This window comes from Nitrosomonas sp., assembly GCF_019752415.1.
GTDB lineage: Bacteria > Pseudomonadota > Gammaproteobacteria > Burkholderiales > Nitrosomonadaceae > Nitrosomonas.
Genome location: NZ_JAIEME010000107.1, coordinates 1 through 24,885 on the forward strand (window position 1 = coordinate 1; position 24,885 = coordinate 24,885).

General features: G+C 46.8%; 20 protein-coding genes. 7 read left to right on the top strand and 13 right to left on the bottom strand.

The window, feature by feature from the left end:
- Window positions 1-305, bottom strand: a 305-nt coding sequence (locus K2P83_RS14075) for a transposase (RefSeq protein WP_292930270.1), incomplete at its 3' end; no start/stop codon positions are given.
- A gap of 433 nt (window positions 306-738) precedes the next feature.
- Here K2P83_RS14075 and K2P83_RS14080 point away from each other — a divergent pair.
- The 3 genes from K2P83_RS14080 to ppk1 all read left to right on the top strand — a co-directional run bounded on the left by K2P83_RS14080 (window position 739) and on the right by ppk1 (window position 5,385).
- Window positions 739-1,737 (top strand): 2-hydroxyacid dehydrogenase, encoded by a 999-nt coding sequence (locus tag K2P83_RS14080; RefSeq protein WP_292930272.1) that lies wholly within the window; start codon window positions 739-741, stop codon window positions 1,735-1,737.
- Between the two features lie 163 nt (window positions 1,738-1,900).
- Window positions 1,901-3,025: a PQQ-dependent sugar dehydrogenase gene (locus K2P83_RS14085; protein ID WP_292930274.1), complete on the top strand. Its 1,125-nt coding sequence runs from the start codon at window positions 1,901-1,903 to the stop codon at window positions 3,023-3,025.
- 284 nt (window positions 3,026-3,309) lie between these two features.
- Window positions 3,310-5,385, top strand: a complete 2,076-nt coding sequence (gene ppk1, locus K2P83_RS14090; RefSeq protein ID WP_292930276.1) for a polyphosphate kinase 1 — start codon at window positions 3,310-3,312, stop codon at window positions 5,383-5,385.
- Here ppk1 and ppx read toward each other — a convergent pair.
- Window positions 5,367-6,866: an exopolyphosphatase gene (ppx, locus tag K2P83_RS14095; protein ID WP_292930278.1), complete on the bottom strand. Its 1,500-nt coding sequence runs from the start codon at window positions 6,864-6,866 to the stop codon at window positions 5,367-5,369. The genes ppk1 and ppx overlap by 19 nt on opposite strands.
- Before the next feature lie 58 nt (window positions 6,867-6,924).
- Here ppx and sixA point away from each other — a divergent pair, with 58 nt between their 5' ends.
- On the top strand, window positions 6,925-7,446 hold the full coding sequence (sixA, locus tag K2P83_RS14100) for a phosphohistidine phosphatase SixA (protein ID WP_292930280.1): 522 nt from the start codon (window positions 6,925-6,927) through the stop codon (window positions 7,444-7,446).
- Between the two features lie 40 nt (window positions 7,447-7,486).
- Here the strand turns inward: sixA and K2P83_RS14105 are convergent, their stop codons facing one another.
- Complete coding sequence (locus K2P83_RS14105; RefSeq protein ID WP_292930282.1) at window positions 7,487-7,891, bottom strand: helix-hairpin-helix domain-containing protein; 405 nt, start codon at window positions 7,889-7,891, stop codon at window positions 7,487-7,489.
- 548 nt (window positions 7,892-8,439) lie between these two features.
- Between K2P83_RS14105 and K2P83_RS14110 the strand changes: the two genes are divergently transcribed.
- Entirely contained in the window at window positions 8,440-8,829 is a 390-nt protein-coding gene (locus K2P83_RS14110; RefSeq protein ID WP_292930284.1) for a hypothetical protein, read from the top strand.
- Between the two features lie 124 nt (window positions 8,830-8,953).
- Here K2P83_RS14110 and K2P83_RS14115 read toward each other — a convergent pair whose 3' ends face one another.
- The 8 genes from K2P83_RS14115 to K2P83_RS14150 all read right to left on the bottom strand — a co-directional run bounded on the left by K2P83_RS14115 (window position 8,954) and on the right by K2P83_RS14150 (window position 19,162).
- Window positions 8,954-10,297, bottom strand: coding sequence for a porin (locus K2P83_RS14115; protein WP_292930286.1), 1,344 nt, complete (start codon window positions 10,295-10,297; stop codon window positions 8,954-8,956).
- A gap of 226 nt (window positions 10,298-10,523) precedes the next feature.
- Complete coding sequence (locus K2P83_RS14120) at window positions 10,524-10,982, bottom strand: hypothetical protein (protein ID WP_292930288.1); 459 nt, start codon at window positions 10,980-10,982, stop codon at window positions 10,524-10,526.
- 112 nt (window positions 10,983-11,094) lie between these two features.
- Window positions 11,095-11,250, bottom strand: coding sequence for a hypothetical protein (locus tag K2P83_RS14125; protein ID WP_292930290.1), 156 nt, complete (start codon window positions 11,248-11,250; stop codon window positions 11,095-11,097).
- Window positions 11,251-11,263: 13 nt separating this feature from the next.
- Window positions 11,264-11,920 carry a response regulator transcription factor gene (locus K2P83_RS14130; protein ID WP_292930292.1) on the bottom strand — a complete coding sequence of 219 codons (657 nt, stop codon included), beginning with the start codon at window positions 11,918-11,920 and terminating at the stop codon, window positions 11,264-11,266.
- Window positions 11,920-13,995 carry an ATP-binding protein gene (locus tag K2P83_RS14135; protein WP_292930294.1) on the bottom strand — a complete coding sequence of 692 codons (2,076 nt, stop codon included), beginning with the start codon at window positions 13,993-13,995 and terminating at the stop codon, window positions 11,920-11,922. Before K2P83_RS14135 ends, K2P83_RS14130 begins: the two co-directional genes overlap by 1 nt.
- A 312-nt stretch (window positions 13,996-14,307) precedes the next feature.
- Window positions 14,308-14,667 carry a YajD family HNH nuclease gene (locus K2P83_RS14140; RefSeq protein ID WP_292930296.1) on the bottom strand — a complete coding sequence of 120 codons (360 nt, stop codon included), beginning with the start codon at window positions 14,665-14,667 and terminating at the stop codon, window positions 14,308-14,310.
- A 55-nt stretch (window positions 14,668-14,722) separates the two neighbouring features.
- Window positions 14,723-16,552, bottom strand: a complete 1,830-nt coding sequence (locus K2P83_RS14145; protein WP_292930298.1) for a long-chain fatty acid--CoA ligase — start codon at window positions 16,550-16,552, stop codon at window positions 14,723-14,725.
- A 138-nt stretch (window positions 16,553-16,690) separates the two neighbouring features.
- Entirely contained in the window at window positions 16,691-19,162 is a 2,472-nt protein-coding gene (locus K2P83_RS14150; RefSeq protein ID WP_292930300.1) for an acyl-CoA dehydrogenase, read from the bottom strand.
- Between the two features lie 252 nt (window positions 19,163-19,414).
- Between K2P83_RS14150 and dapE the strand changes: the two genes are divergently transcribed.
- Together dapE and K2P83_RS14160 are read left to right on the top strand one after the other, a co-directional pair.
- Window positions 19,415-20,617 (top strand): succinyl-diaminopimelate desuccinylase, encoded by a 1,203-nt coding sequence (gene dapE, locus K2P83_RS14155; RefSeq protein ID WP_292930302.1) that lies wholly within the window; start codon window positions 19,415-19,417, stop codon window positions 20,615-20,617.
- A gap of 339 nt (window positions 20,618-20,956) precedes the next feature.
- A complete protein-coding gene (locus tag K2P83_RS14160) occupies window positions 20,957-22,834 on the top strand; it encodes a DUF262 domain-containing protein (RefSeq protein WP_292930304.1) in 1,878 nt (625 codons plus the stop codon).
- Between the two features lie 173 nt (window positions 22,835-23,007).
- Here K2P83_RS14160 and K2P83_RS14165 read toward each other — a convergent pair whose 3' ends face one another.
- On the bottom strand, window positions 23,008-23,313 hold the full coding sequence (locus K2P83_RS14165) for a DsbA family protein (protein WP_363279680.1): 306 nt from the start codon (window positions 23,311-23,313) through the stop codon (window positions 23,008-23,010).
- 50 nt (window positions 23,314-23,363) lie between these two features.
- A complete protein-coding gene (gene yjjJ / locus K2P83_RS14170; RefSeq protein ID WP_292930306.1) occupies window positions 23,364-24,707 on the bottom strand; it encodes a type II toxin-antitoxin system HipA family toxin YjjJ in 1,344 nt (447 codons plus the stop codon).
- Window positions 24,708-24,885 lie beyond the last annotated feature (178 nt).

Here is a 24,885-nt window from a genome sequence, read left to right on the forward strand (position 1 = left end):
TTGTTACGTGCGAGTTCACTTTGCGCAAAGCCTTTGATGCGGGCTGGGTTTACCACACTGACTTGCCAGCCGTCCGTAACAAGCTTGGTTGCCAGTACTTCGCTGTAAGGTCCTGTAGCCTCCATGCAGAGATGTGTCTGCCCGGGTATCGCGCTCCGCTCAATAAGCCAGTCCTCAAAAGCCTTGTGGCCTGCTGGTGTGTTGTCAAACACCTTGGTTTTTATTTTGTTGTTAATGAGTAATGCTATGTCGAATTTGCGTTTGGCAACATCAATGCCAACCACGCAGGTTGTTGCGTTCATCATTCGTACCCACCTCGTATGCAGGCTCTGTCTGTCTGTCAGGCAGCCGGCCCAAGTTACCGTTCGGTTTGATTGAATGAGAAATGAACCGCAGCACCTATCTGACCCACAGATTCATAGACCTATTGTCCAGCCGATGTCTTGCGGTTCTCCTGCTCATCACCACTATTGCAGTGCTTTTTGCTGGCAGTGTCAATATACGAGAGCTAAGAATTCTTGTTCTTACAAAGAATAACCCCAACAGTCGTTGGGTGCAATTAATAGCACATAACCAACAAGGCGGATTCATTCTTCTGGTATTTTTCATTATTTAACAAAAAATTAACTTGCAATATTGTCTGCTCTATTTTTTATTATGGTAATCCTGTTGGAAAATTAGAGTTAGAATAGATTTGCCTTGGCCATAACCCACCGGATTGCAAGAAGGAAGCCTGATATGATCACTGCTGCACTTTACGACGCGAAGCCTTATGACCGCGAATACTTCGACCGTGCCTTGGGCCACGAGCGCATTGCTTGGCAGTTTCATGAATTCCGCCTCAGTGTGCAAACCGCTGCCACCGCCGACGGGATGCGCGTGGTGTGCATCTTTGTTAACGACCACGTCGATCGCGCCTGTATCGCCGGACTTGCTAAAGGCGGCGTAAAACTCATAGCACTGCGCTGTGCCGGGTTCAACAACGTCGATCTTAAGGCTGCTCAGGAATTCGGCATTGCTATCGTGCGCGTACCCGCCTATTCGCCCCACGCCGTCGCGGAACACGCTATCGGCTTGCTGCTCACCCTCAATCGCCACATCCATCGCGCCTACAACCGTGTTCGTGAGCACAACTTTTCACTCAATGGACTGGTCGGTTTCGATCTCGCCGGTAAGACCGTGGGCATTATTGGTACGGGCAAGATCGGGCGCATCACCGCCCAGATCTTTCGCGGCTTCGATTGCCGCGTCATCGCCCACGACCTCATGCCGACCGCAGATTGGGCCACCCAGCACAGCATTGAATATACTTCCATGACCGCCTTACTGCAAAGCAGCGACATCATTTCCCTACATCTCCCGCTCACCCCGGAGACCTTCCATTTCTTCCATCGCGACACTATCCAGCAGATGAAACACGGCGCTTATCTCATTAACACCAGCCGCGGCAAACTCATCGACACCACCGCGCTTCTCGATGCGCTCAAAACAGGTCACCTCGGCGGCGTCGCCCTTGATGTCTACGAGGAAGAAGAGGGTGTTTTCTTTGAAGACCATTCCGAGCATCTGTTGCAAGACGACGAACTCAATCTCCTGCTCACCTTTCCCAATGTGCTCATCACCTCGCACCAGGCATTTCTCACGCGAGAAGCTCTCGGTGAAATCGCGCGCGTTACCACCGAAAACATCCTCCGGCTGGATGCCGAGCAGCCACCGCTTGACGGGACGGCACTTTAAAAAGTTGTAACATAAGCAGAGGCGTTCCAGCATCGACTTGTCACTGCGTGGCCTTGCGGCATTTCATCAAATAGAAAGGAGATGCTTAACAAGTATTGAGACCAGCCAACAAGAATGATACATTGGCACGCACTGTTCTATGCTCTGTGGAAAGGAAAATCAAATGATCCATACGCTCTCGGTTTTAAAGTTTCTTGTACTAATAACGCTATGCAGCAGCTATTTCTTCTCGACCACTGCACAAGCCCAACGCATCCAAACCGAATTTGATGTGCGCTTGGTTGCCGAGGGATTGAAATTTCCCTGGGGTATGGCGTTTATGCCGGACGGCAATGTGCTGGTCACGGAAAAAATCGGCCAGTTGCGCATTATCACGCCGGATGGGCGTGTTTCGGAACCCATTAAAGGCGTTCCCGCAGTTTTTTTCCAGCAGCAAGGCGGTTTGCTGGATGTCGCGCTGGATCCGGAGTTTTCCAAAAACCGACTGATTTACTTGTCGTATGCTGAACCGGAAGGATCAAAAGCCGGTACTGCGGTTGCCAGAGCCGAGTTGAAGGACGGCGCTCTGGAAAACTTGCAAGTGATTTTCCGCCAGCAGCCAAAAACGGAAGGACCGGTGCATTTTGGATCACGCTTAGCATTTGCGCCTGATGGCAATCTTTTCATCACCTTGGGCGACCGCGGCGATTACATGGAAGAAGCACAGAATTTGGGCAACCATATCGGCAAAATAATCCGTATCCGCCCCGATGGCTCGGTGCCCCCCGACAATCCGTTCGTCAATAATCCGCAAGCCAAACCGGAAATCTGGTCGTATGGCCACCGCAGTGTGCAGGGCGCTGCAATCCATCCCCAAACCGGCATGTTGTGGATTCATGAACACGGCCCCAAGGGGGGCGATGAGATCAATATTCCGCAGCCCGGCAAAAATTACGGCTGGCCCAAGGCCAACTACGGCACACATTACAATGGTGTGCCGATAAAAAACGAGCATGCCGAACAGGGCTTTGAAGAACCGATTCGTTACTGGACACCCTCGATCGCACCTTCCGGCATGGTGTTCTACACCGGCAAACTGTTTCCGGCATGGCGTGGCAGCTTGTTTATCGGCACCCTGGCAGGGCGGCAATTTGTCCGCTTAGCAACCGACGATAAAAAGATTCTCAGCGAAGAGCGGTTATTAACCAATACGCTGCGCTTCCGCGATGTGGAACAAGGTCCGGATGGCGCGTTATATTTATTGACGGACGAAGAAAACGGCAAGCTGTTGAAGCTAACATCGAAGTAAAGGCTCAATCCAGCGCAAACTAGGAGGCTGTCCAAGAATAGTGCTCGTAGCGAGGGAAAGCTATTTTGAGACAGATTTTTCGATTATTTGAGGCGAATAGTTATTCTATTTAACGAAAATAATCGAAAAGTATGGTCCAAATAGCTTTTCTGCAGTAGATCGCTCTATTCTCGGACAGCCTCCTAGGCTAGAATGAAGCTTGTTTTATATTTCCCTGTTAATCGCCCCTAAGCGGAATTGACCGGCCCGCAACAAATACCAATTTTTCTGAGCAGTTACCATTGATGGATACCATTGACCTCAAAAATCCTACGCTTTATATCAATCGCGAGCTGAGTCTGCTGGAATTCAACCGGCGCGTCATCGAACAAGCCAAGGATGAAAGCTTGCCGCTGCTGGAAAGACTGCGTTTTTTATGTATTGCCAGCACCAATTTGGATGAGTTCTTCGAAATCCGCGTCGCCGGTTTGAAACAACAGGTCAAATACAGCTCTGTGCAAACGGGGGCAGACAATCTGTCGCCGGCAGAAGTACTGGCACGAGTCAGTGAAACAGCGCATTTGTTTGTGGAAGAGCAATACAGCGTATGGAATGACCTGATCATACCCGCACTGGCAAAGGATAAAATACGACTGCTGCGCCGCACGCATTGGAAACCCTTACTCAGCCGCTGGGTGCATCGCTACTTTAAGGGTGAAGTATTGCCTGTGCTCAGCCCAATTGGTTTGGATCCTGCGCATCCTTTTCCTAAGGTTCTGAACAAAAACCTCTATTTCATTATATCGCTGGAGGGAAAAGACGCCTTTGGACGTGATTCCGGACTGGCCATTGTGCAAGCGCCGCGTTCATTGCCCAGGATTGTTCAGATTCCAGCAAAATATAGTGGCGGGAATCATGATTTTGTCATGCTGTCCTCGATCATTCATGCGCATGTGAGTGATCTGTTTCCTGGTATGAATGCAACCGGTTGCTACCAATTCAAAGTAACGCGCGACAGTGATTTGTTTATCGACGATGAAGAAATTGACGATCTGCTGCGTGCCCTGGAAGGTGAATTGCCTTCGCGGCGATTCAGTGATGCCGTGCGCCTGGAAGTTGCAGATAATTGTCCGGACAATCTCAGCAGTTTTTTGTTACAAAAATTCGGATTACAACCAAGCGATCTGTATCAGGTCGCTGGGCCTGTCAATCTGGGGCGCTTGCTCGCGATTTGTGATTTGGTTGATCGTCCTGAATTAAAATTTTCCGGATTCACACCGGAAATACCCAGGCGCTTGCTCAAGAATACCAATATATTTGATGCGCTGCACAATGGCGACATCTTGCTGCACCATCCGTTTCAATCGTTTGCGCCAATTATCGACTTTCTGCGGCAAGCCGCGGCCGATCCCAACGTTTTATCAATCAAGCAAACACTTTATCGTACCGGTGTCGATTCAGCTGTGGTCGAAATATTAAAAGTTGCTGCGCGTGCCGGCAAGGAAGTCACCGTAGTAATTGAGCTGCGGGCACGATTCGACGAAGAAGCCAATATCGAACTGGCCAGTGAACTTCAGCAGGCTGGGGCGCATGTAGTATATGGCGTGGTGAATTATAAAACCCATGCCAAAATGATCTTGGTGGTTAGGCGAGAAGGCCGTACCTTGCGCCGCTATGTCCACTTGGGAACGGGTAATTATCATGCGCGAACTGCGCGTTTATATACCGACTACGGTCTGCTGACTTGCGACAAAGCGATCGGAGAAGATGTCAACAAGATGTTTCACCAACTGACTGGCCTGGGCCGGGCAGGTAAATTGAAAAAGCTTTTACAGTCACCTTTCACGCTGCACAAAGGCGTACTCAACTATATCGAAAAAGAAATCAGCGCTGTGAATGCAGGAAATAAAGGCTGGATTATTGCCAAAATGAATGCACTGGTTGATCCCGAAATCATCGCCGCACTGTATAAGGCTTCGCAGGCCGGCGTCAAAATCGATCTGATCATCCGCGGCGTGTGTTGCCTGCGTCCCGGAATTAAAGATATTTCGGAGAATATTAATGTACGTTCCATCGTAGGCCGCTTTCTGGAACATACCCGCGTTTATTATTTTCATAACGGCGGTGAAGAATTGGTATTTTGCTCCAGTGCTGACTGGATGACGCGCAATTTACATTACCGGGTGGAAGTGTGTTTCCCAATCGAAGAAAAACGTACCAGTGACACCGTGATTAAATATGGATTATTAAGTTATCTCTCGGACAACACGCAGGCCTGGTCACTACAAAGCGATGGTTCGTATAAACGTTTAAAACCCGGAGCTTCTAAACCTCGTTCGGCACAACAGCTTTTGTTGGAGTATTATTGCGGCTTGTCATAGTTGACCGTCAGTTTAATATCAGCAACCTGCAAAAAATCTTGCTCAGTACCTAAATCAACGAGTGTTAAAGGATGTTTATCCAGCCAATTGGGTGGAAAATCCAAATTAATTCTGTTTTTGTTCACATTAATACGTATTTTTGGAAGATTGCTATTGGATCGGCTTCTGTGCAGAACGACAGCCAATCTCAGCAAAATACAAAGCCGCATAATAGAAACCCTTCTAGACGGGGTTATGGGCTCGAATTCTTCCAGTGGAAACTTCCTGCGATGACTTCGAACCAGCATTGCCAGCTTGATTTGCTCTTGGCGGGAAAATCCTGCCAGATCCGAGTTAGCCGTTAAATAAGCGCCATGCCGGTGATACTGATTATGCGCAACCGATAAACCGATTTCGTGAATGAGGGCTCCCCATTCTAATAATTTCAAATCCGTTTTTTCGTCCAGCTCCCAATCGGTCTCTACCTGACGAAAAAGATTCTCCGCCGTATCCCTAACCCGATCCGCCTGCTCCATATCAACACTGTATCTTTGCGCGACAACCATAATGGTTTTGTCTCTGATATCCTCATTGTGTACCCGGCCAATCAGGTCATACAACAAGCCTTCGCGCAGCGCACCTTCGGATATAGCCATCTTCTCCAGATTCAGGGCTTCAAATACTCCATACAATATCGCCACACCACTGGCAAACACAGGTTTTCTGCGTTCGGACAAGCCTTCAAAATCGATCAATGCGCTATCACCAATAGCAATGAGTGATTCAATGAGCCGTGTCAGTGCTGACGCGGTGATGCCAGTGTCACACCAGCCTTGCGCTTGTACCACATCCCTTATGGTCATAATGGTTCCGGAAGATCCCAGCGCATGGTCCCACCCCATTTTCTTATAAGTCGTTTCGATCGATTCCAGTTCCTGCATCGCAAACAAAACTGCCTTACGCATTTTCTTGGCTTTTATCTTGCCGTCCTCGAAAAAGCGCTGCTGCACATTGACGCACCCCATATACAGGCTATCGGTATAGTACGTATCAAGCCCGCAGCCAATGATTACTTCCGTACTGCCACCGCCAATATCAACAACCAGGCGCTTATTGACATCATCGTATAAGCTGTGCGCAACCCCGGAATAGATAAGCCTGGCTTCTTCGCGCCCGGCGATGATCTCGATCGGATGACCCAATGCGCTATAAGCCTGCGACAAAAAATCCCCGCCATTTCGTGCCTGACGTAATGTATTGGTGCCCACAGCGCGAACATTCATGCGAGGAATATCCCGGATGCGCTGACCAAATCGCTGCAAGCACTCAAGCGCCTGCTGCATGGATTCTTGCGACAACTCCTGCTGGTTATTCAAGCCTGCCGCCAACCTAACCATCTCTTTCATGCGATCGATAATTTGTAGGCGGCCATCCACCAGATTAGCTACAATCATATGAAAACTGTTTGAGCCTAAATCGATGGCGGCGTAGGGTTCATCCATGTTTGGTGTCATAGAAATGATAATATGTGAATCAACGAAGGAATTTCATAACAGACTTATGCAAGAACATCAACTGATCATCATGCGCCATGCGAAATCAGACTGGTCGGAAGAAGACAGATCTGATTTTGATCGGCCTTTAACAACTCGCGGGGAAAAAGCCGCAAAACTCATGAGTAAATGGCTAAAGCAGAAACAATATCGCATAGACCGCATCGTTTGCTCACCTGCGTTGCGCGCAAAACAAACCTGCCAATTAGTATCAAAGGAACTGGGCATACCCCAGAAAAATGTTCTTTGGGAACCCGGGATTTATGAGGCATCATTGAATAACTTACGCTCCCTTGTTAATCAACACAGCGAAGGAATTCATACGTTACTCATCATTGGTCATAATCCCGGGCTTGATCAATTACTCTGTTACCTATCCAAAGACCCGCCACCTGTCAGCAGTTCCGGCAAACTTCTGACTACCGCAGCAGTCGCCATACTAAATTACGGCAATGCCGCCATTACAGTAAACCCGCTTCAGGCGCAGCTGGAATACTTAGTCAGACCCAACGATTTATCAAAATTCTAGTAAGCTTCCTGAAAAAAGCTTATCAGAGTACTTGTTTTAGCTATGACTTCTTTTTATCTTTCTTTTTATCTTTCTTTTTATCTTTCTTTTTATCTTTCTTTTTATTCTTATCCTTAACCTTGTCCTTCACTTCATCCATTTCAGTCTGAATGATAGGTTGGCTAGCTGCAGACTGTTTAACTACGGGCTGCTTAATCGCAACTTTTTTAACAACTGTCTGAGTCTTATTGGTCGACGCGCTTGACTGCTTGGTCACCATACTTCGCAAACAATCCACCGCGGCCTTCTTGACTGCACGTGCACGTATATCACCACTCATCCCCGGTATTTTCTGCAATTCTGCCAGACTCATTGAAGCCAGCGCTTCGACTGTTTTGATATTGTGTTCAGATAACAGTTTGACTGTGGCGGGACCAATTCCAGTAACATCAGTTAATTTAGCCATGACTAGATTCCTGTTTGCTTGAAAAGCCCATTATATCCGTCTGTCAATTTAATACAACGCATTACAGATCCGTCTTGGTTTTATCAACACGCCAGATCTATATCCTAATGGAAATTTAATATCATTGCGGTGGCCAAATACTCTAAAGTATCTGGACAGAAAATCATTCGCTGTAATACGATACTCGGCATCTAAGTCAATGACGAGATCAGTCCTAGTTCAGGCTACATTCGTATTCACGTATTCTCGAAGTGGCACAAATGATTGCGGATTGATCCGATGTTAATAAAATCAATCATCAGAACATTTCAGAAGCGATCTAGTATCTCAGGATAGATTTCTTTGAACCCATATTTAACACCGAAATTGCTGGCAAAACCATTCCGATGATCTGCGAGGCACGCCCACAATCCCTTCATCTAATATCATGTAATAAAAACAACCTAATGGATTCCCTTAGCCAAAAACCAGAGTTTCCCCAATAGTCATTCAGTGTTGCCTTCGTTAAGATGGCAACACTGAATTTTTATTTTATGGAGAAAATCACAATGAAAGCACTGAAATTAAAAATTATTGCTTCTCTACTGCTTGGTTCTGTTTCGGCATCAGTACTCGCCGAAGCGCCTGCAGTTCCCAGCAATATTAATCCAAACAATCATGCAGCAGTGGCAAATTATTATGAAAGTTTGGCAAAAACAGTATCTGAGAAATTGGAAGCTTCTCAGCACGAACTGGACGAATATGAAGCACATCCTTATACCTATGGCAGACAAGGTCAGGATCTTAATTCGCATCTGCATGCCAATATTCGTGAATATAAGAAGGAATTAGCCGAGGATTTGGAGCAAGTGGAATTACACAAGAAAATGTCAGCGACAGATCAAGATAGACAATTCAATAAAGCAAAAATTAAGTTGGATGAATCAGCAGTACAGTAAACCTTTTTTATTTTGATGTGCCCTTTGTAGTCTAAGTCTCTATTATTGCTATTCTTTGATACCTCCAGTTTTGGCTGGAGTTTTTTTTGATGATGTGCTCTGTTGTCACAGACACAAAACAGAGTTAGAACGGTAGCAAGAAATCAAGAGAAAACAGAATTTGATCTTTATGATCAGCAAATGGTCGATAGGCTGCCGAACGGTAAGCATCCACTCTGTCGTAGCGAATGTTTGGACGTATACTCAATTTCTGTAAGAATTTTTCTTTGAGTTTTAAGGATTTCGCTGCTTTCCAATTCAATCCAACAGTTACATCATAATAATCAGCAGGCGTGATGGTTACATCGCTGAGACTCCCTGCATAACTCACTGCCGTTCCATTCACCCTATTGGTAGCTGCGGCTATCCGGAAAGGTGATGGATTCCGGAAACCATCCTGGTCGCGATACCATTCGGCGCGTGCTCCAATCGATACATTATCGGTCAAGTCATAGTATAAATGTGCAATAACGCTGATCCACTCGGCATCTTGTGTGACATTGGAGTGCTTCAGATTATTCAGCAACACGCCCCCGGCATGACCATAGACATGATGAAAAACCAAAAGAGTTTTGGGTGTTAGCCTGTGTTGCAGAACTATGTTGTAAAAAGCCCAGGTTTCAGCACTACGCGTGGAGGTCTTGCCATAGGTACCGGAGAAGTGGAATGAGGTCGCCCGGTTATCACTGGTCCAGGTAAAACCGGCAATTCCAGACCAGTTACCCAATTGTTTATCCCAACCCCCATCCCAACCCCCATTGGCGCTACCGGTAATCGGGCCGCCTAAGATTAGCCAGTTCTTGTTGACAGTGTAATTTGCCAGCATGCCTGTATGCGTGAACGGTTCTCCGACATTCAATGTGTATGCACGGGTATAAAAGAAATTTTCTGGTGCAGGAACCGTCTCAAAACCGGTCGGAGTATAGAAATGCCCCCATTTAACATTGAGACCATTGCCAACAGGAACGTAAGTCTCCAGGTAGGCTTGTGGCAGCGCGATCCCATAGGTTCGTGAGGAGTCGCAACATAGATTCAGGTCCCAATTGCTTCTCTTGAAAGGTTCTCCGGAGTTGACGTCAAAAGTTGGAACACCAAATGCTTGCGTAAAAATGGCATCCGTCCCAAACATGAAATCAAATCGCCCACCAAAATCCCATACCTTTCCTTCTGACACAACAGAGCGCCGCGCAAACAGATTAAATTGATTCAGTTGGAACCGATTCGCCTGGTCAGCAAAAATAACCGGGCCATTAAAACCATTTGCCTGGCTAGGATTGAGGGTTGCTCCACCGTGAATCCAGCCGCCTAATTCTATTCTGCTATCCTTCACAAAATCCTTGAGCTTACTGGCCTGACTAGCCATTGGACAAGTAGAGAGAAATAGAGCGCTACTCGTTATGACGCATAACAATCTTGATGTGAACTTCATTTTCTGAATACGGCTACGCACTTAACCGTGCGTGCAGCAAACTCCACACTGAATCCTCAGTTTCTCGACACGCAGATAATTGGCAATCAATGGGATTTTGTGGGTTCTTGAAATTGGCTGAAAATTTTCAGAGAATGCTGGGTGTGGACGATTGGCGCGTCCACATCCCACAAGCTTCTGATAAGCGGTCAGTCATGCTATGGCAGAGAAAATCCCCGCCATTCACTTACTGAGCCTTGATCACTGATTCGTTCAGATCACCGGAATCCGAACTCATCTTTGCTTTTATTTGAGCGTTATTTGGTTGATCGCGTGATTCGGCCGGCTTTGCATACTCACGATTTAGTAATTCCGCAGCTACTTGCCGATGGAAACCAGCGTGTTTTTCGGCATCTTTTGTAGCTTGCTCGTAATAACGGATGTTGGCAACAGTATGAGACTGGAAATCCTGCCCCCCCCTGCCATAGTAATAGCTATGATCCTCATAATTTTTCAGCAACCCTTTCATTTCCGTCAACTTGGATGCCGTTTCCTTGGCTAAATTGTCATAATAATCGACCAGTTTGTTATGTTCGTCGTATGTTTTTGCATTTTGTGCCACTCTTTGATGCTCAATATCCAACACACTCATTTGGCCGAGCTGTGCGCAAGCGACTAATAGTGAAAGTATCGGTAGAATTGTCAAGTATCTATTCAATTTTATATTCATGATCGTTGTAACTCCAAGTCATATGTCATTGGTGCCATATTATCGAAGTCACTGCTTCATTGACTATTGGGGAAACTATTGTTTTTTACTAAGGGAAACTATTACGGAAATTCTGATTAAGTCCTTCGACAGGCTCAAGACGAACGGCAATATATTGATTACGTTCGTGGTGAGCTTGTCGAACCATGAATGCAATCAACTTAGTCAGAACTTCCTTAGTGATGGCGAGGTGATGAAAGCGCAAGCTTGACAGGCTGTTAATGCTCCTCAGAAATCCAGCGTGTTGCATAGCGTATTAAGTCAGCGCCATCTTTCAAGTTTAATTTAACTCGGATATTGAAACGGTGGGTTTCAATTGTTTTGATACTGCGGCAAAGTAAGTTGGCTATTTCTTGACTGCTGTGTCCCTGTCCGATCAAGTGCAATACTTCAAACTCGCTAGGCGTGAGCTTGTTAATTAATTGTTCCGGTTCTGAACCTCCTGTTGCAATTCGTTTCAACAATTTTCCCTGCATTGGACTACTTAAATAAATGTTGCCTTTGAGTACTTCCCGGATTGCAGCAAGTAATATTTCACCAGATTCTTGTTTCATCACATAACCGAGCGCACCCGCCCGTAGAGCGCGTTCAGCATAAACGGACTCATCATGCATGGACAGAAACAGGATAGGAAGAGCGGGAATCAAGGCGTGTATACTTTTTATGACTTCGAAACCAGATACGGTTTTAAGTGTGACATCTAATAACACAATATCGACAGGAGTATTTTTCTTGAGTATGGCCAATGCCTCAGCACCATCGCCTGCTTCGGCGACCACTTCCATGTCTGATTCCAGATTGATCATCATCGCTATGCCGTGCCGTAACATGGCATGATCATCGACCAACATTACTTTCGCTTTTTCTGTTGACATCAGATCATCTGTTTTTCCAAGAGAATTTCTGTGCCGCCCCCATGGCGTGCCAGAAATTCCAGTTTAGCACCGAGTTGTTTTGCGCGATATTGCATGATTCTTAGCCCCATTCCTGCAGCAGGAGGTGCGTCAATACTTCCCGGGAAGCCCCTGCCATCATCGTAAATCGATAAGCTTAACGTTTTATTTTGCAAGGTGAGGGTGATAGTTATGCGCTGAGCCTTCCCATGGCGAATCGCGTTATTGATCGCTTCCTGCGTTACTCGATATAAATTTAATGCAAGATTATTGTCATTAATGACAATGCCCTTGTCGCATTGTAAATTGCAAATAATATCGTAAGTGGATGCGACTCTTTCAGTTAATGTTTTTAATGCAAATATTAAGCCATTGGCTTCGAGCTCAAAAGGCAGTAATCCTTGTGCAAGTTGCTTGATCTGAATCACTGAAATTTGCGCCTGTGAGGCAATAGAGGCTGCTACTAATGCCATGTTTTTATCGCCAGTAGAATAAATTTTCTTTTCCAGCGCCCTGGCCTGATAACCGATGGCAGCTATTTGCTGACCAACATTGTCGTGAAGCTCTTGTCCGATCGTATGGGCTTGGTCCTCTGCAACCGAGATCAGTGCCTGTTCCAAACGCTTACGCTCCAGCCAACTCTCGAGATCACTGGCTATGGCACTGATAAGTCGCTGTTCCTCCAATAAAATAAATGGCTTATTGGCAGGATAGAATACGCGCAATTGACCACAAACCTTGCCATTGACACTGATTTCCGATCTGCAAGTACAACCGGGATCTCGTTCGGCTCGCCACTGTGCATGCGATCTGTCGGCAACTCTGGTTTTTGATAGCACCTGATGCGCCAAACTCGGATCAGATTTGCCCGAAGTAAAGCGCCATCCATCCAGTTCAATAACAGCCGTAGCCATTTCCGGGTATTGAACGGCGGGTATCAGATATTTGAAAATAATCTGGCACATCGTATCCATCGATAATTCCAACCCAATATTGCGGCGAATTTCATACAGGCACGTAATTTCCTTTAACCGTTCGCGCAGTTCGATTTCCTTATGACTTAATTCGATGGAAAATTGCTCAGCCCTGTCTTTGGCAATGTACGCTTCCTGCTCCGATTTAATCAGTTTTCGCACGAACCAATTCAATAACAATATTTCCGCAGCAATCAACCCCGCGATATAGAGAATGATTTTCTTCAATTCCTCTTTGACGGATTTGAACAGCTCCTCTTCATCCAATTTGAGAATCATGCCGAGGCCGATTGCCTTCAATGGCGCATAAGCTTCGATGACAGGCACTTGACGGTAATCTTGTGCTGCGATGACACCGCTTTTTCCATCGAACGCATAGCTGATCGGTGATATGCCGCCATTTACCACGCGTTCCATGTATCTGAATTTTATTCCATCAATCTGGCTAATCAGGCAAGCCATATCGCGGGCATCATGTGCGGGTGGTGCACATAGAATAAACTCCCCGGTTTCGCCGATCGATCGTATTTCACTGAGTCTGCGAGATAATTGCGGCAATGTGTTTTCTGTTGTGATGCTGCCGATACGCTGCTTGTTGCTATCCAGGACATCGGTGCTGGTACGTAGAATAAATTGCTGATCCCATATCAAGGAAGTCTGAGAATATTTATACAGCGGCAAGGATTGCCCTTTACTGTTAGAGAAATTACCCACTTGGGCAAGTACCTTGCCTTGTAAATCATACACAATTGCGGCATAAAAACCGACATCCGGCAATGAATTGACATTGCGCATCAGATTATGCATTGCATGTTCATCCTCGGGTTCGGCATTGAGTTCCTGAATGGACTGAATCAGGAATGGGCGAAGAGCCAATGCGTGCGTATCTGCGACACTTTTTTCAACCTGACTTTCAATAAGCAATGCCTTGCCTTGCAAGGCAACACCCAAGCCTCTACCGAGTACAGACTCAATCTGATGCTGCATGGCACTATAGACAGCGACACCTGCTGTCACCGTCAATCCTAGCAGTAGTAAGCCCCCAATAATACTGATCTTGCGATCATCACGTGTCCGAAACAAGCTGCTCTCCTTGATTGCGTCATGACATTATAGCTCATAGGAAATTAACGATGGGGTTAAGCAAGGGCTGGCAGTCGTCATGGAAGCGCTATGAATGCAGTGATTTCAAACAATTCTCCTAGCTCACAGCCTGTATTTATTGAGAGAAAGCCATCGCTTGAGAAGGCATGCACCACAAGGTCTATGGCTCAAAATTCTATGGTTTAGGCATTAATGACTGCCGTGAAGTACACCCTTATAGCAATAAAGCAACTACACTGTGATATTAAAGGCAAGCCAAAACGGCTATTTATTAACTATTCGTTTCTTGCATTACGATTTATTCTTGAGCCTATCTTTCAGATTGGCAAACGGATTAAACGTGGCAATTGTCTCAGTTCCCCCGCTATCAACACGTCCCATCGAATCTTTAAGTTTGGAATGTTCATTTTCGTGGCAGTAGGTACAGAGTAGTTCCCAATTACTGCCATCGAGCGGGTTGTCATCATGATTACTGTTCTTGTGATGCACTTCCAGCAACTGCAAGTTTTTGTGATCAAACGTGCGTGCGCAACGACCGCACACCCAAGGAAACAATTTAAGTGCCTGTTCCCGGTATCCTTTGGCACGTTTCTCTGCATTCAAGCGTGCTTCCAGAACCACTTTATCCAACTTACTGGTGTCTTTTGCCATCGATTCACTTCCTCCACAGCAAGGGTTAAGTTAAATGATAGTTTTCCAACAAAGTTTAGTGCCCCGTATAAAGTTTATCGACTTCCGCCTTATATTTCTCCAGCACCTTCGCTCGCTTTAACTTCAAAGTGGGCGTCAACAAACCGTTTTCAATACTCCAGGGCTCCGGAATGACTGCAATACGGCGTATTTTGGCATAGCCAGGAAACTCGCTCGTTTGGTGCGCGACTTTGTTTAATAAAATTTCCTCAGCTTGTTGTCTTTGTTGTTCATTATCAAGATTGTTATCCAGGCCATATTGTGTCATGAAATCTTTCTGCCGGGCCGGATTCAAAACAACCAAAACACTTAAATAAGAACGCGCTTCACCGATTAACATCACTTGATCAAACAGCGGATCACGCATAATGGCTGCTTCCATATCCGCTGGCGGCACTTTCTCACCGTTAGATAACACAACAATTTCTTTCAAGCGTCCGGTAATGGTTACATGACCCTGTTCATCAATTGATGCAATATCACCGGAATTCAGCCAGCCATCCGGGGAAATAATTGCTTTTGTTGCTTCCGGATTATTCCAATACCCCAGCATGACATTAGGGCCACGGATCAGTAGTGCATTACTCTCCCCCAACTTGACTTCGACTCCGGGAATAGGCAAACCGACACTGGCCGGTACATTGTCTTTAAGTCGATTGGCACAAGCTACCGGACTGCTCTCAGTCATACCGTATCCTTGCAGAATAGGTAATCCCAGACCAATGAAAATGCGCGAAACTTCAGCGGATAACGCAGCCCCGCCGCTCATCACAAACCGTAACCGCCCACCCAACTTACCTATCACTTTATCCGCCACCAGTTTTTCTAATAGTGGCCACAACACATGTGACAGTCGTTGGTATCCCCTTCCCTGCTGACATTCAAAACGGCTATAGCCCACGTCTACTGCAAAATTAAATAACCAGCGCGAAAACGCAGGGCCGTCAGCAAGTTTTGCACGGATGCCCGCATACACTCTTTCATAGATACGTGGCACCGAGATCAATAATGTCGGACGGATTGTCAACAGATCTTCTTGTAATTGCTGGATCGAGCGTGCATAAGCAATGGTGGCGCCGGCCATCATCGGTACATAGTAACCTGCTGTGCGCTCAAAAGTGTGTGACAGAGGCAGGAAAGAAAGTAACAGATCATCGGGCAATACCGGTATGACTTGCAAACAACTCGAAGCGTTAGTCAATATATTGTGATGACTCAGCATGACCCCTTTGGGGCGGCCTGACGTGCCGGATGTATAAATGATGGTGGCAAGAGCCTGCGGATCATTATTGATATGTTGGACTTCACCCGCATGGGCTGGCAGCCAATCTCTGGCTGATACAACACGGACGTTATCACAGGTATCCACGCTGCCTGGTTCAAAAGGGCGCAGCATAACGATCCGCTGCAATCCCTCTATCTGATTGTCTATGCTAAGAAATTGCTGCCATTGATGTGAGTTCTCCAGCAACAGCAATTTAACATTGGCATCATTGATAATATAAGCTGCATTCTCAACTCGATCATCGGTGTATAAAGGAATTACCACCAGTCCAAGACCCAGCGCAGCCTGCTCGAACATGACCCATTCCGGGCAATTCCTCATCATCACCGCTACCCGGTCGCCAGGAACCAGTGATTCTTTTACCAGCGCAGCCTGCCAACGGGCAACGAATTGATTGATCTGCTCCCAGGTGTAGCCGCTCCATTGCTCGCTAATGGGATTGAAATAGCGATAAGCTTCCTTTTGCGGCGAACGTTGCACGCGCTCGTTAAAAAGACCATCCAATGTTTTTGCAATTTCCACCGGAATGACACTCGCTATTCGGTCTTGCTCAATTTGCATAGCTTTCCCTTTTACTTCAGTTAAAAATTCCAACGATGAATTATTAGGAATGTGTCATTCCGGCGAAAGCCGGAATCCAGAAGAATCAACAAACTGGGCCTCTGCTTTCACCGGTGCGACGAATCAATCAGTAGTTCCCTACTCCACCGTATCCTTATTTTCACTGGTCATCTTAGCACTCTCTGTACTTTCGCTGGCCGTACTGCCCGTATCAACACCACGCTTGGCAGCAGCAGTATTTTTATCACTATTTACTGCACTTCTGGTTGCTTTGCCGCCTCCGTTACTAGCGGTTTTGGTTTCCTTACCAAAATCGGAAGGGAAATCATCCACCTTAACCACCCGGCCGCGCAAATCTTTCATCTTATTCAGCAAGTCGGCTTCTGCATCAGTGATGACTTTAAGTGCCAATGCCTGCGCAATTTTCTCATCGCCTCGCGCAGTAATCTGACGTAACTTAGTGGCTTCTCGCAGCTTGGCCTCAACCGCCCCGCACTCGATAACACATTGCAAGGCCAATTCCAAATCCGCCATCGGTTCGTTAGCCGTTGTCGGCACATAAATCCCGTTCGTCAATCGATCCCGTACAGCACCCGGTTCCATCATTAACCGGGAAACTTCATGCGCCAGGTCGTCAGCAGGCCGCTTGCAGCGTTTACCGAGCGGAAAAACCAACGCTTTCAGCAACCAGACCATTGCAATATGTCCGGGGAAATTAGTCAGAAATTCATCGAAAGCCTGTTGCATTTGATATAGGGCATCCTGCATCGACCAGTGCAATAGCGGCAAATCAGCACTGGGACGGCCATCGTCTTCAAAACGTTTCAGTGTCGCCGAGCACAAATAAAGCATGCTCAAAATATCACCCAATCTGGCGGATAATCTTTCTCTACGTTTGAGTGAGCCGCCTAATCGCATCAGCCCGACATCGGCGATAAAGGCGAAGCTGGCCGAGAAACGCGCCAATTGGCGATAATAAACGGCCGTTTCCGGGGTGCTGTTTTCCGGCGCATTGTCTTTAATATAATCACCGAATAACGCGTACACCAAACTGTTGGCGGTATTACGCAGCGTAAACTTTGCATGCCCCATCAATGCTTCGTCAAACGCCAGCAACGCGCTATCCGGATTTTTATCCTGCGTTGCATTGATTTCTTTTAACAGATACGGATGGCAACGGATCGCGCCCTGGCCAAAAATGATCATGTTGCGCGTCAGAATGTTGGCGCCTTCCACGGTGATACTGACGGGAATCTGTTGATAAGTGCGCCCCAGATAGTTTCTCGGGCCGATACAGATTGCTTTGCCGCCGTGAATATCCATGGCATCGTTAACCGCTTGACGCCCCCTCTCGGTCAGATGGTATTTGACGATCGCCGAAGCCACCGAGGGTTTCTCGCCAAGATCCACCGAACCGGCTGTCATAACCCGCGCGGCATCCATCATGTAGGTATTGCCGCCAATCCGCGCCAGTGCTTCCTCGATTCCTTCAAAATAACCGATCGGCGTTTTAAATTGCGTGCGCACCCGGCTATACGCGCCAGCGGTTCGTGCTGCCAATTTTGCCGCGCCCACACTGGTGGCTGGCAACGAAATGGCGCGCCCGACTGACAGACAATTCATCAACATGCGCCAGCCTTGTCCGACCCCTTCTTGCCCGCCGATGATCCACTCCATGGGAATGAATACTTCTTTACCCCAATTCGGACCATTTTGGAATGCTCCATTGAGCGGATAATGCCGCCGTCCGATATTCACCCCCGGGGTATTGGTGGGAATAAGCGCCAGCGTAATACCGAGATCTTCGTTCCCGCCGAGTAATTTTTCGGGATCATACAGCTTGAATGCCAGTCCTAAAATGGTCGCAACCGGCCCCAGGGTAATATAGCGTTTTTCCCAAGTTACCCGCATGCCCAGGACATCGGTTTTGCCTTCATATTCACCCCGGCATACGATCGCAAAATCCGGCATGGAACCGGCATCGGAACCGGCTTCCGGTGAAGTCAGAGCAAAACACGGCACTTCCAGACCCTTGGCAAGACGCGGCAGATAATATTCTTTCTGTTTCTCAGTGCCATAATGCAACAGCAGCTCAGCCGGTCCCAATGAATTCGGCACCATCACCGTTACGGCCGCCGTACCGCTGCGCGAACCGATCTTCATCACAACTTCGGAATGTGCCAGCGCTGAAAACCCATAACCGCCATACTGTTTGGGAATAATCAAACCAAAAAAGCCTTTTTCCTTGATAAACTGCCAGACTTCCGGCGGCAAATCTTTCAATTCATGCGTAATCCTCCATTCATCCAGCATCGCGCACAATTGCTCAACCGGACCATTGAGAAAAGCTTGTTCCTCCGCCGTCAATTGCGGCTTCGGATAAGCCAGCAATTTTTTCCAGTCGGGTTTGCCGCTGAATAATTCACCCTCCCACCAAACCGTGCCCGCATCCAATGCCTCCTGTTCCGTCTGGGATATTTGCGGAAGCATTTTGCGAAAAATTTTCAGGATCTGATTGGAAACCAGGAAACGGCGTATGACTGGAACTGCCAGAATTAAACTAATGACTGCAACGAGCAGCAAGATGACATAAAAGAGAAACATAAGCATGATGATTTTCCCCGTAGTGAGTTAAGCCCAAATCAAGTTACGCACATTCCATGTCAACAGTGCAAGACATGAATCAGCTGTGTAGAGTCCGGCGTCTGTTTGACAGGCTGTTAAATAGCTTACGGCCTCAAATTTACAGGATAATCCTGTAAATCCCTACATTAACCCAAAAGTTTTATGGACATATTGTTGTGTAATTCATACACTCACGCTATAAAAACTATTTCATTACTTAAATTCAGGAGAAATCTCATGTCCAATGACACACTGGCACTCGCGCAAACACTGATTTCCCGCCGCTCACTGACACCTGCCGATGACGGTTGTCAGGACATTTTAATCGAGCGCCTGGAAAAGCTCGGTTTCCATATTGAAAAAATGCGTTTTGGCGAAGTCGATAATCTTTGGGCGCGCCGTGGCAATACGGCTCCGGTGCTCTGCTTCGCGGGACATACCGACGTGGTGCCCACCGGCCCGCTGGAACAATGGGACAGCGATCCGTTTACCCCCGCCATCCGTGATGGCAAACTCTATGGGCGCGGCGCCGCCGACATGAAATCGTCGCTCGCAGCCTTTATCACCGCCATCGAAGCTTTTGTCGCACACCATGCGAATCATCATGGATCGATTGCGCTGTTGATCACTTCCGACGAAGAAGGCATCGCAGTCGACGGCACGGTTAAAGTGGTTGAAACGCTCAAAGCACGCGGCGAATTACTGGATTACTGCATTGTGGGCGAACCCACTTGCACCGAAAAGCTAGGAGATACCCTCAAAAACGGCCGCCGCGGCTCTCTGTCCGGAAATCTGACGATTAAAGGCCTACAAGGCCATATCGCTTACCCGCACCTGGCAAAAAACCCGATCCATCTGGCCGCGCCGGCCATCGCGGAATTAGCGCAAGCCGAATGGGATCAGGGCAATGAATACTTCCCGCCAACAACCTGGCATATCTCGAATATTCATGGCGGCACAGGCGCCACCAACGTCATTCCCGGCACGCTGAATTTATTATTCAATTTCCGCTTCTCAACCGCCAGCACCGTAGAATCCCTAAAAACCCGCGTGCATGAAATTCTTGACCGGCAGGGTTTTGACTATGAACTAGAATGGGAACTCTCAGGAAAACCTTTTCTCACGCCTAAAGGTGAATTGGCCAACGCCATGAGCAGCGCCATTACCCAAGTCACCACCCTCGAACCCCAGCTTTCCACTTCCGGCGGCACTTCCGATGGCCGGTTTATCGCGGACATCTGCCCGGAAGTAATCGAATTCGGCCCGCTCAATGCAACGATTCACAAACTGAACGAGTCTGTTGCAGTCGATGACATCGAGCAACTGTCGCAAATTTATCAGCTAACCCTGGAAAATTTATTGGCCGACAAAAATGAAACAGCCCACGCAAACTCAGGCAGCTTCATGGATAAATTGAAGAAATTTTTTTCTTTTGAATGAAATCATAATTGGCGTGATTGAAATACCCGCTTCCGACCAAAAGCAGCCGTTCAATAGGGGCAGTTTGGGCCTGAAGCGGGAAGTCAAATAATAACGACCAAGGCATCTTCTGAGGTGCTTTTTTGTTTTCTGTCGCAACAAACTATCGAGACCTAATTTTTCATTACACTTATCTTATCGATATAATTCATCTCACTGTTTCTTGACACTATCTTTCAAGAATAAATGTATTCGTAAGCCCCCGCATTACTTAAACGGGGAGATAATGAATCATAATTGATAGCAGATTATGATTGTATAAGTAATGCAGATTCTAAAATAAATGGAGCAATATATCGCATGGAAGTAAATCCAGAAAAACAGAATATTAATAAGTTGTTTTCAACAACAAATTACTACATTGATTTCTACCAGCGAGAGTACAAATGGACAAACGATGAAGTAAAAACACTGCTAGATGACATTTTCTACCAATTTGAGCAATCCTACGCCAAGCACAAGGATCTAGATGCTTCAGAATTAAATGTTTCATCGAAATATCCCTGGTATTACCTGAACACCTATATCACGAACAAGAACAATACAGATAAACGAACATTCGTCGTCGATGGTCAACAGCGACTTACTACACTTACTTTGATGCTACTAGCTTTATATCGGCTATGCACTGTTGAATGCTTGAATTCTCCAGATCTAGGTGATTGGTTAAAAGCGAAGATAGTCGGTGTCGGAGTAGGAGGTAAGAAACAATTCTGGATGGCACACGATAAGCGTGAAGCGTTAATGCAAGCATTATTCTCCGGTGGTGCATCATCCGAAAATCTGATTAGTGATGGAATCACGGCTCGGCATATGATAGATAATTTTGCATTACTCCAAAAAGAGTTATCCGCAAGATTGACATCTAGACACAAGCTCGACACCTTTATCTACTATTTCCTGTGTCAAGTTGTCATTATCAATCTAGAAGTTGACCCAATCGATGTTCCTATGATCTTTGAAGTAATCAATGATCGTGGAAAGCGTTTGCAGTCATATGAAATATTAAAAGGTAAGTTGTTGGGAGAAATAGACAAAACGGAAGTTGATCAATACGCAGATATCTGGGACACATCCCTGCGGGACCTTGAGTTAAGGTCTGAGAATGAAGTGGATGATTTCTTTCGTACTTACTTGCGCGCTCACTTTTCAGAAACTCGGAAGCAAGGCCAAATGTTTGATGGCCCCTATCATCGTGTTATCTTTGAAGACACTTGCAACAACATACTTCATATAAAGACAAACACAATTGGTGTTAAGGAATTCTTGAAAGGTCCCTTCAGCTATTATGCTAAGTTGTTTCTTAAGCTTCGCCGACTCGGAGAAGATCTACAATCTTTAATACCTGAATGTTATTACCTTTCTCAGCTTAATCGTATGGACGGGCACATCATGCTGGCGCTCGCAACGTGTGGAGTTAATGATAAATCTGAGGAGTGCAAGATTCGTGCTGTATCAAGAGCAGTTGATCGCGCTTATGTAATGCTTCAGCTTAACCGCTCCTATGAAAGCAATCAGTTTCAAGAATTATTATATACACTAAATTCTTTACTGCGTAATTGTCCAACAGAGGAAATCGAACAACGTATTGATGAGAGGGTGATTGTAGAAATTAACTCTCGTCGCAATACTAACAATCAGACTTTATTATCCTTTGCACAATTCAAACAAATTGGATATGGTGATTACAACACAACTTTTCTTCGATATTTTTTTTCCAGAATTGAAGTGTTTATTGCCGACAGTTTGAACTGGGGACTCAGAGATACCTTATATAACTATGTTCGTGGTACAGGAAAAAATAATTCCTACCACATAGAGCATATCCTCGCCCGTAACAATGAAAGCCGTGCACTTTTTATGAATGAAAGTGGATTCGATGAAGAATTGTTTGAAAATGAACGTAATCGATTTGGAGGATTGCTACTACTCAAGGGCGTAGATAACCAATCATCGGGTTCAGAATGTTATAGTGAAAAACTAAGAACATATACAGGTAATGCTCCCTACCTCGCACAGACTTTACTTAACGATTTTTATAAATCCAATTCTGCTATGAATAAGTTTATAGATGAATCAGGCTTACAATTTTGTCCTGTGCCCGCCTTTAGCCGGGAGTCACTGGAAAAAAGAACAGAACTTCTATACGAGATTACCAAAAAGATTTGGAAAATTTAGTGACTTGGTCATGGCTACACAACTGTTCTTATATTAAATTGAGATCACGATATTCCAGTTACTAGATTTATCCGAATTGGTGAGCCGTTTTAGGCTCGAACAAATGCCTGCAATGAATCGAATTCAGCCAACCAATATCAGCTAAATGACAATTAATTTCTGAAATTGTCAGATCAGGTCTGAGTCACCACAGCTACGATTGTTTTTATCTCACCCAGCATAGTTCGATGATCCCAATGATCAATAGCAATCGGAAACACGGTATTGTTAATGACCAGCCGCAAAGACGGATAGGAATAGCCATCCATGCTTCTTGCTCGTTGCATTTGCTGCTGTAATTCACTTTCTATCGCCGGACTTTTCAGATCTTCGATAAAAACTGCTTCGTTCAATCCAATCTCGCGGGCGCATGCTTGCAAGGTTTCCGGCAGCGAAGGATTCTTCGCTTGTTGATAATAAGCGGTCTGAATGGCACGGATCGGCGTATTGTGTGATTACCCTAGGATCGTAGCCGTGCAAAGGTACACATTCATCCTAGCCGGTCAATCTTAGCACTGGCCGTCTTGATGTGGTTCTCGAGTGCGGCGATACACGATCCGAACCGGTGGCTGAATCCTGTGCTCGCTTTCATTTGAGCAAGGAACACACAAGCCAGTTGTTCAGCGTATCGCCAGGTTTCGTTGGTCACACTAGCGCAAATGCTGGCCCCGGACATGGTGTCCTGCAGCCCGCCACCACTGCGCGGTGCGAAGGTCATCGGCGTCATGTCGTAAGCCGGTGCGATATCATAAGGGCGGCCATGTTCGGAGACGAATGACAGATTGCCGCTGTGCATGTCGGTATTACCGATCAGGGTGCCAAAAGCCCACAAGAGATCTGCGCGATCCGCTGCTTCTTGACGAATCTGGCCGTCAACCGCCAGGCGGCGGGCGATGATGGGCCAACCACCTATTCCTGCCCCAACGAATTCGGCGTCCAGTGCAGCTAGGGAGCATAGTGCACGTCGGCCCAAGTTGCCGATACGGTCAAAACGCTCCGCTTCAAGAAAACGTTGGCTGCCGTGATCCACTATCCGTGTCTTGGCGGCAGGGACACCGGCTTCGCGGAGCGTATCCAGCGCGAGATGTTCGGCTAGCAACAGATCACGCCAGCGTTCGCTCACAGGACTTTCCTCCATCTCGCTGAACTTCACGATGACGTGCCTAGCCCCATCGGACGTTATGGCGAAGGTGGTGAACTTTGGTTGCTCGCCTCCGGCTGACGATCCAGGTTTCTCACCGCGAGCGGCTTCTATTGCCAACCGAATATATGCTTTGCCCTTTTGTTTCTCCTCGATTGGATCGGGAACGGAAGCGGCGAGAAAACGATCCCGCACAATATCGCCCAGCAGCAGATTCCCTACCACATCATGGCCATGCGCAAGCAGCGCTCGCAAGGCGTGGGTATCGGCCCAGTCTGTGAGCCGTTCCGGAAGCCCCAGTTCAGCGCCGTAACGAGCAGCGTATGCTCGACCGAGATACCCTTGGGGACGCATGTCGAACAACCACCATGGCAAACCGTGGCTATGGAGAGTGACTCCGTTCTCTTGGCACATAACGAACCCTTCCGGACGCACTGGAATCAACATTCCCAGTTGACGTATCCGGCCTTCTGCATCGACCCGGTAGACCGGGAAGTCCGGGAATCCGCGTGTGGCATCGCGTAGCGCGTAATGAATAGATCGCGCAGCGCCAATCCGAACAATTTCATCGCCAAGTTCGGTCAGAGTGCGGGAGATCGTTGGTTGACTGACACCAATAATTTCAGATAGTTGGCGAGCGGATAACGGCCCACCAAATAGTCGCATTCGAATAGTCTCAGCATGCAATGACATACATTTGAATTAATATATGAATATATTTGTGAATAGATAGTATAAGCGATCTGGAAGTCATCCGAGAAAAATAGTACGGCTTTGGACGATATAAACCGCCATCAATCACTAATGCATTGGATCGCCCTCAGTCAATCAACGAACTGTATGATCAGGTGTGAGTCGCTACAGATACAAT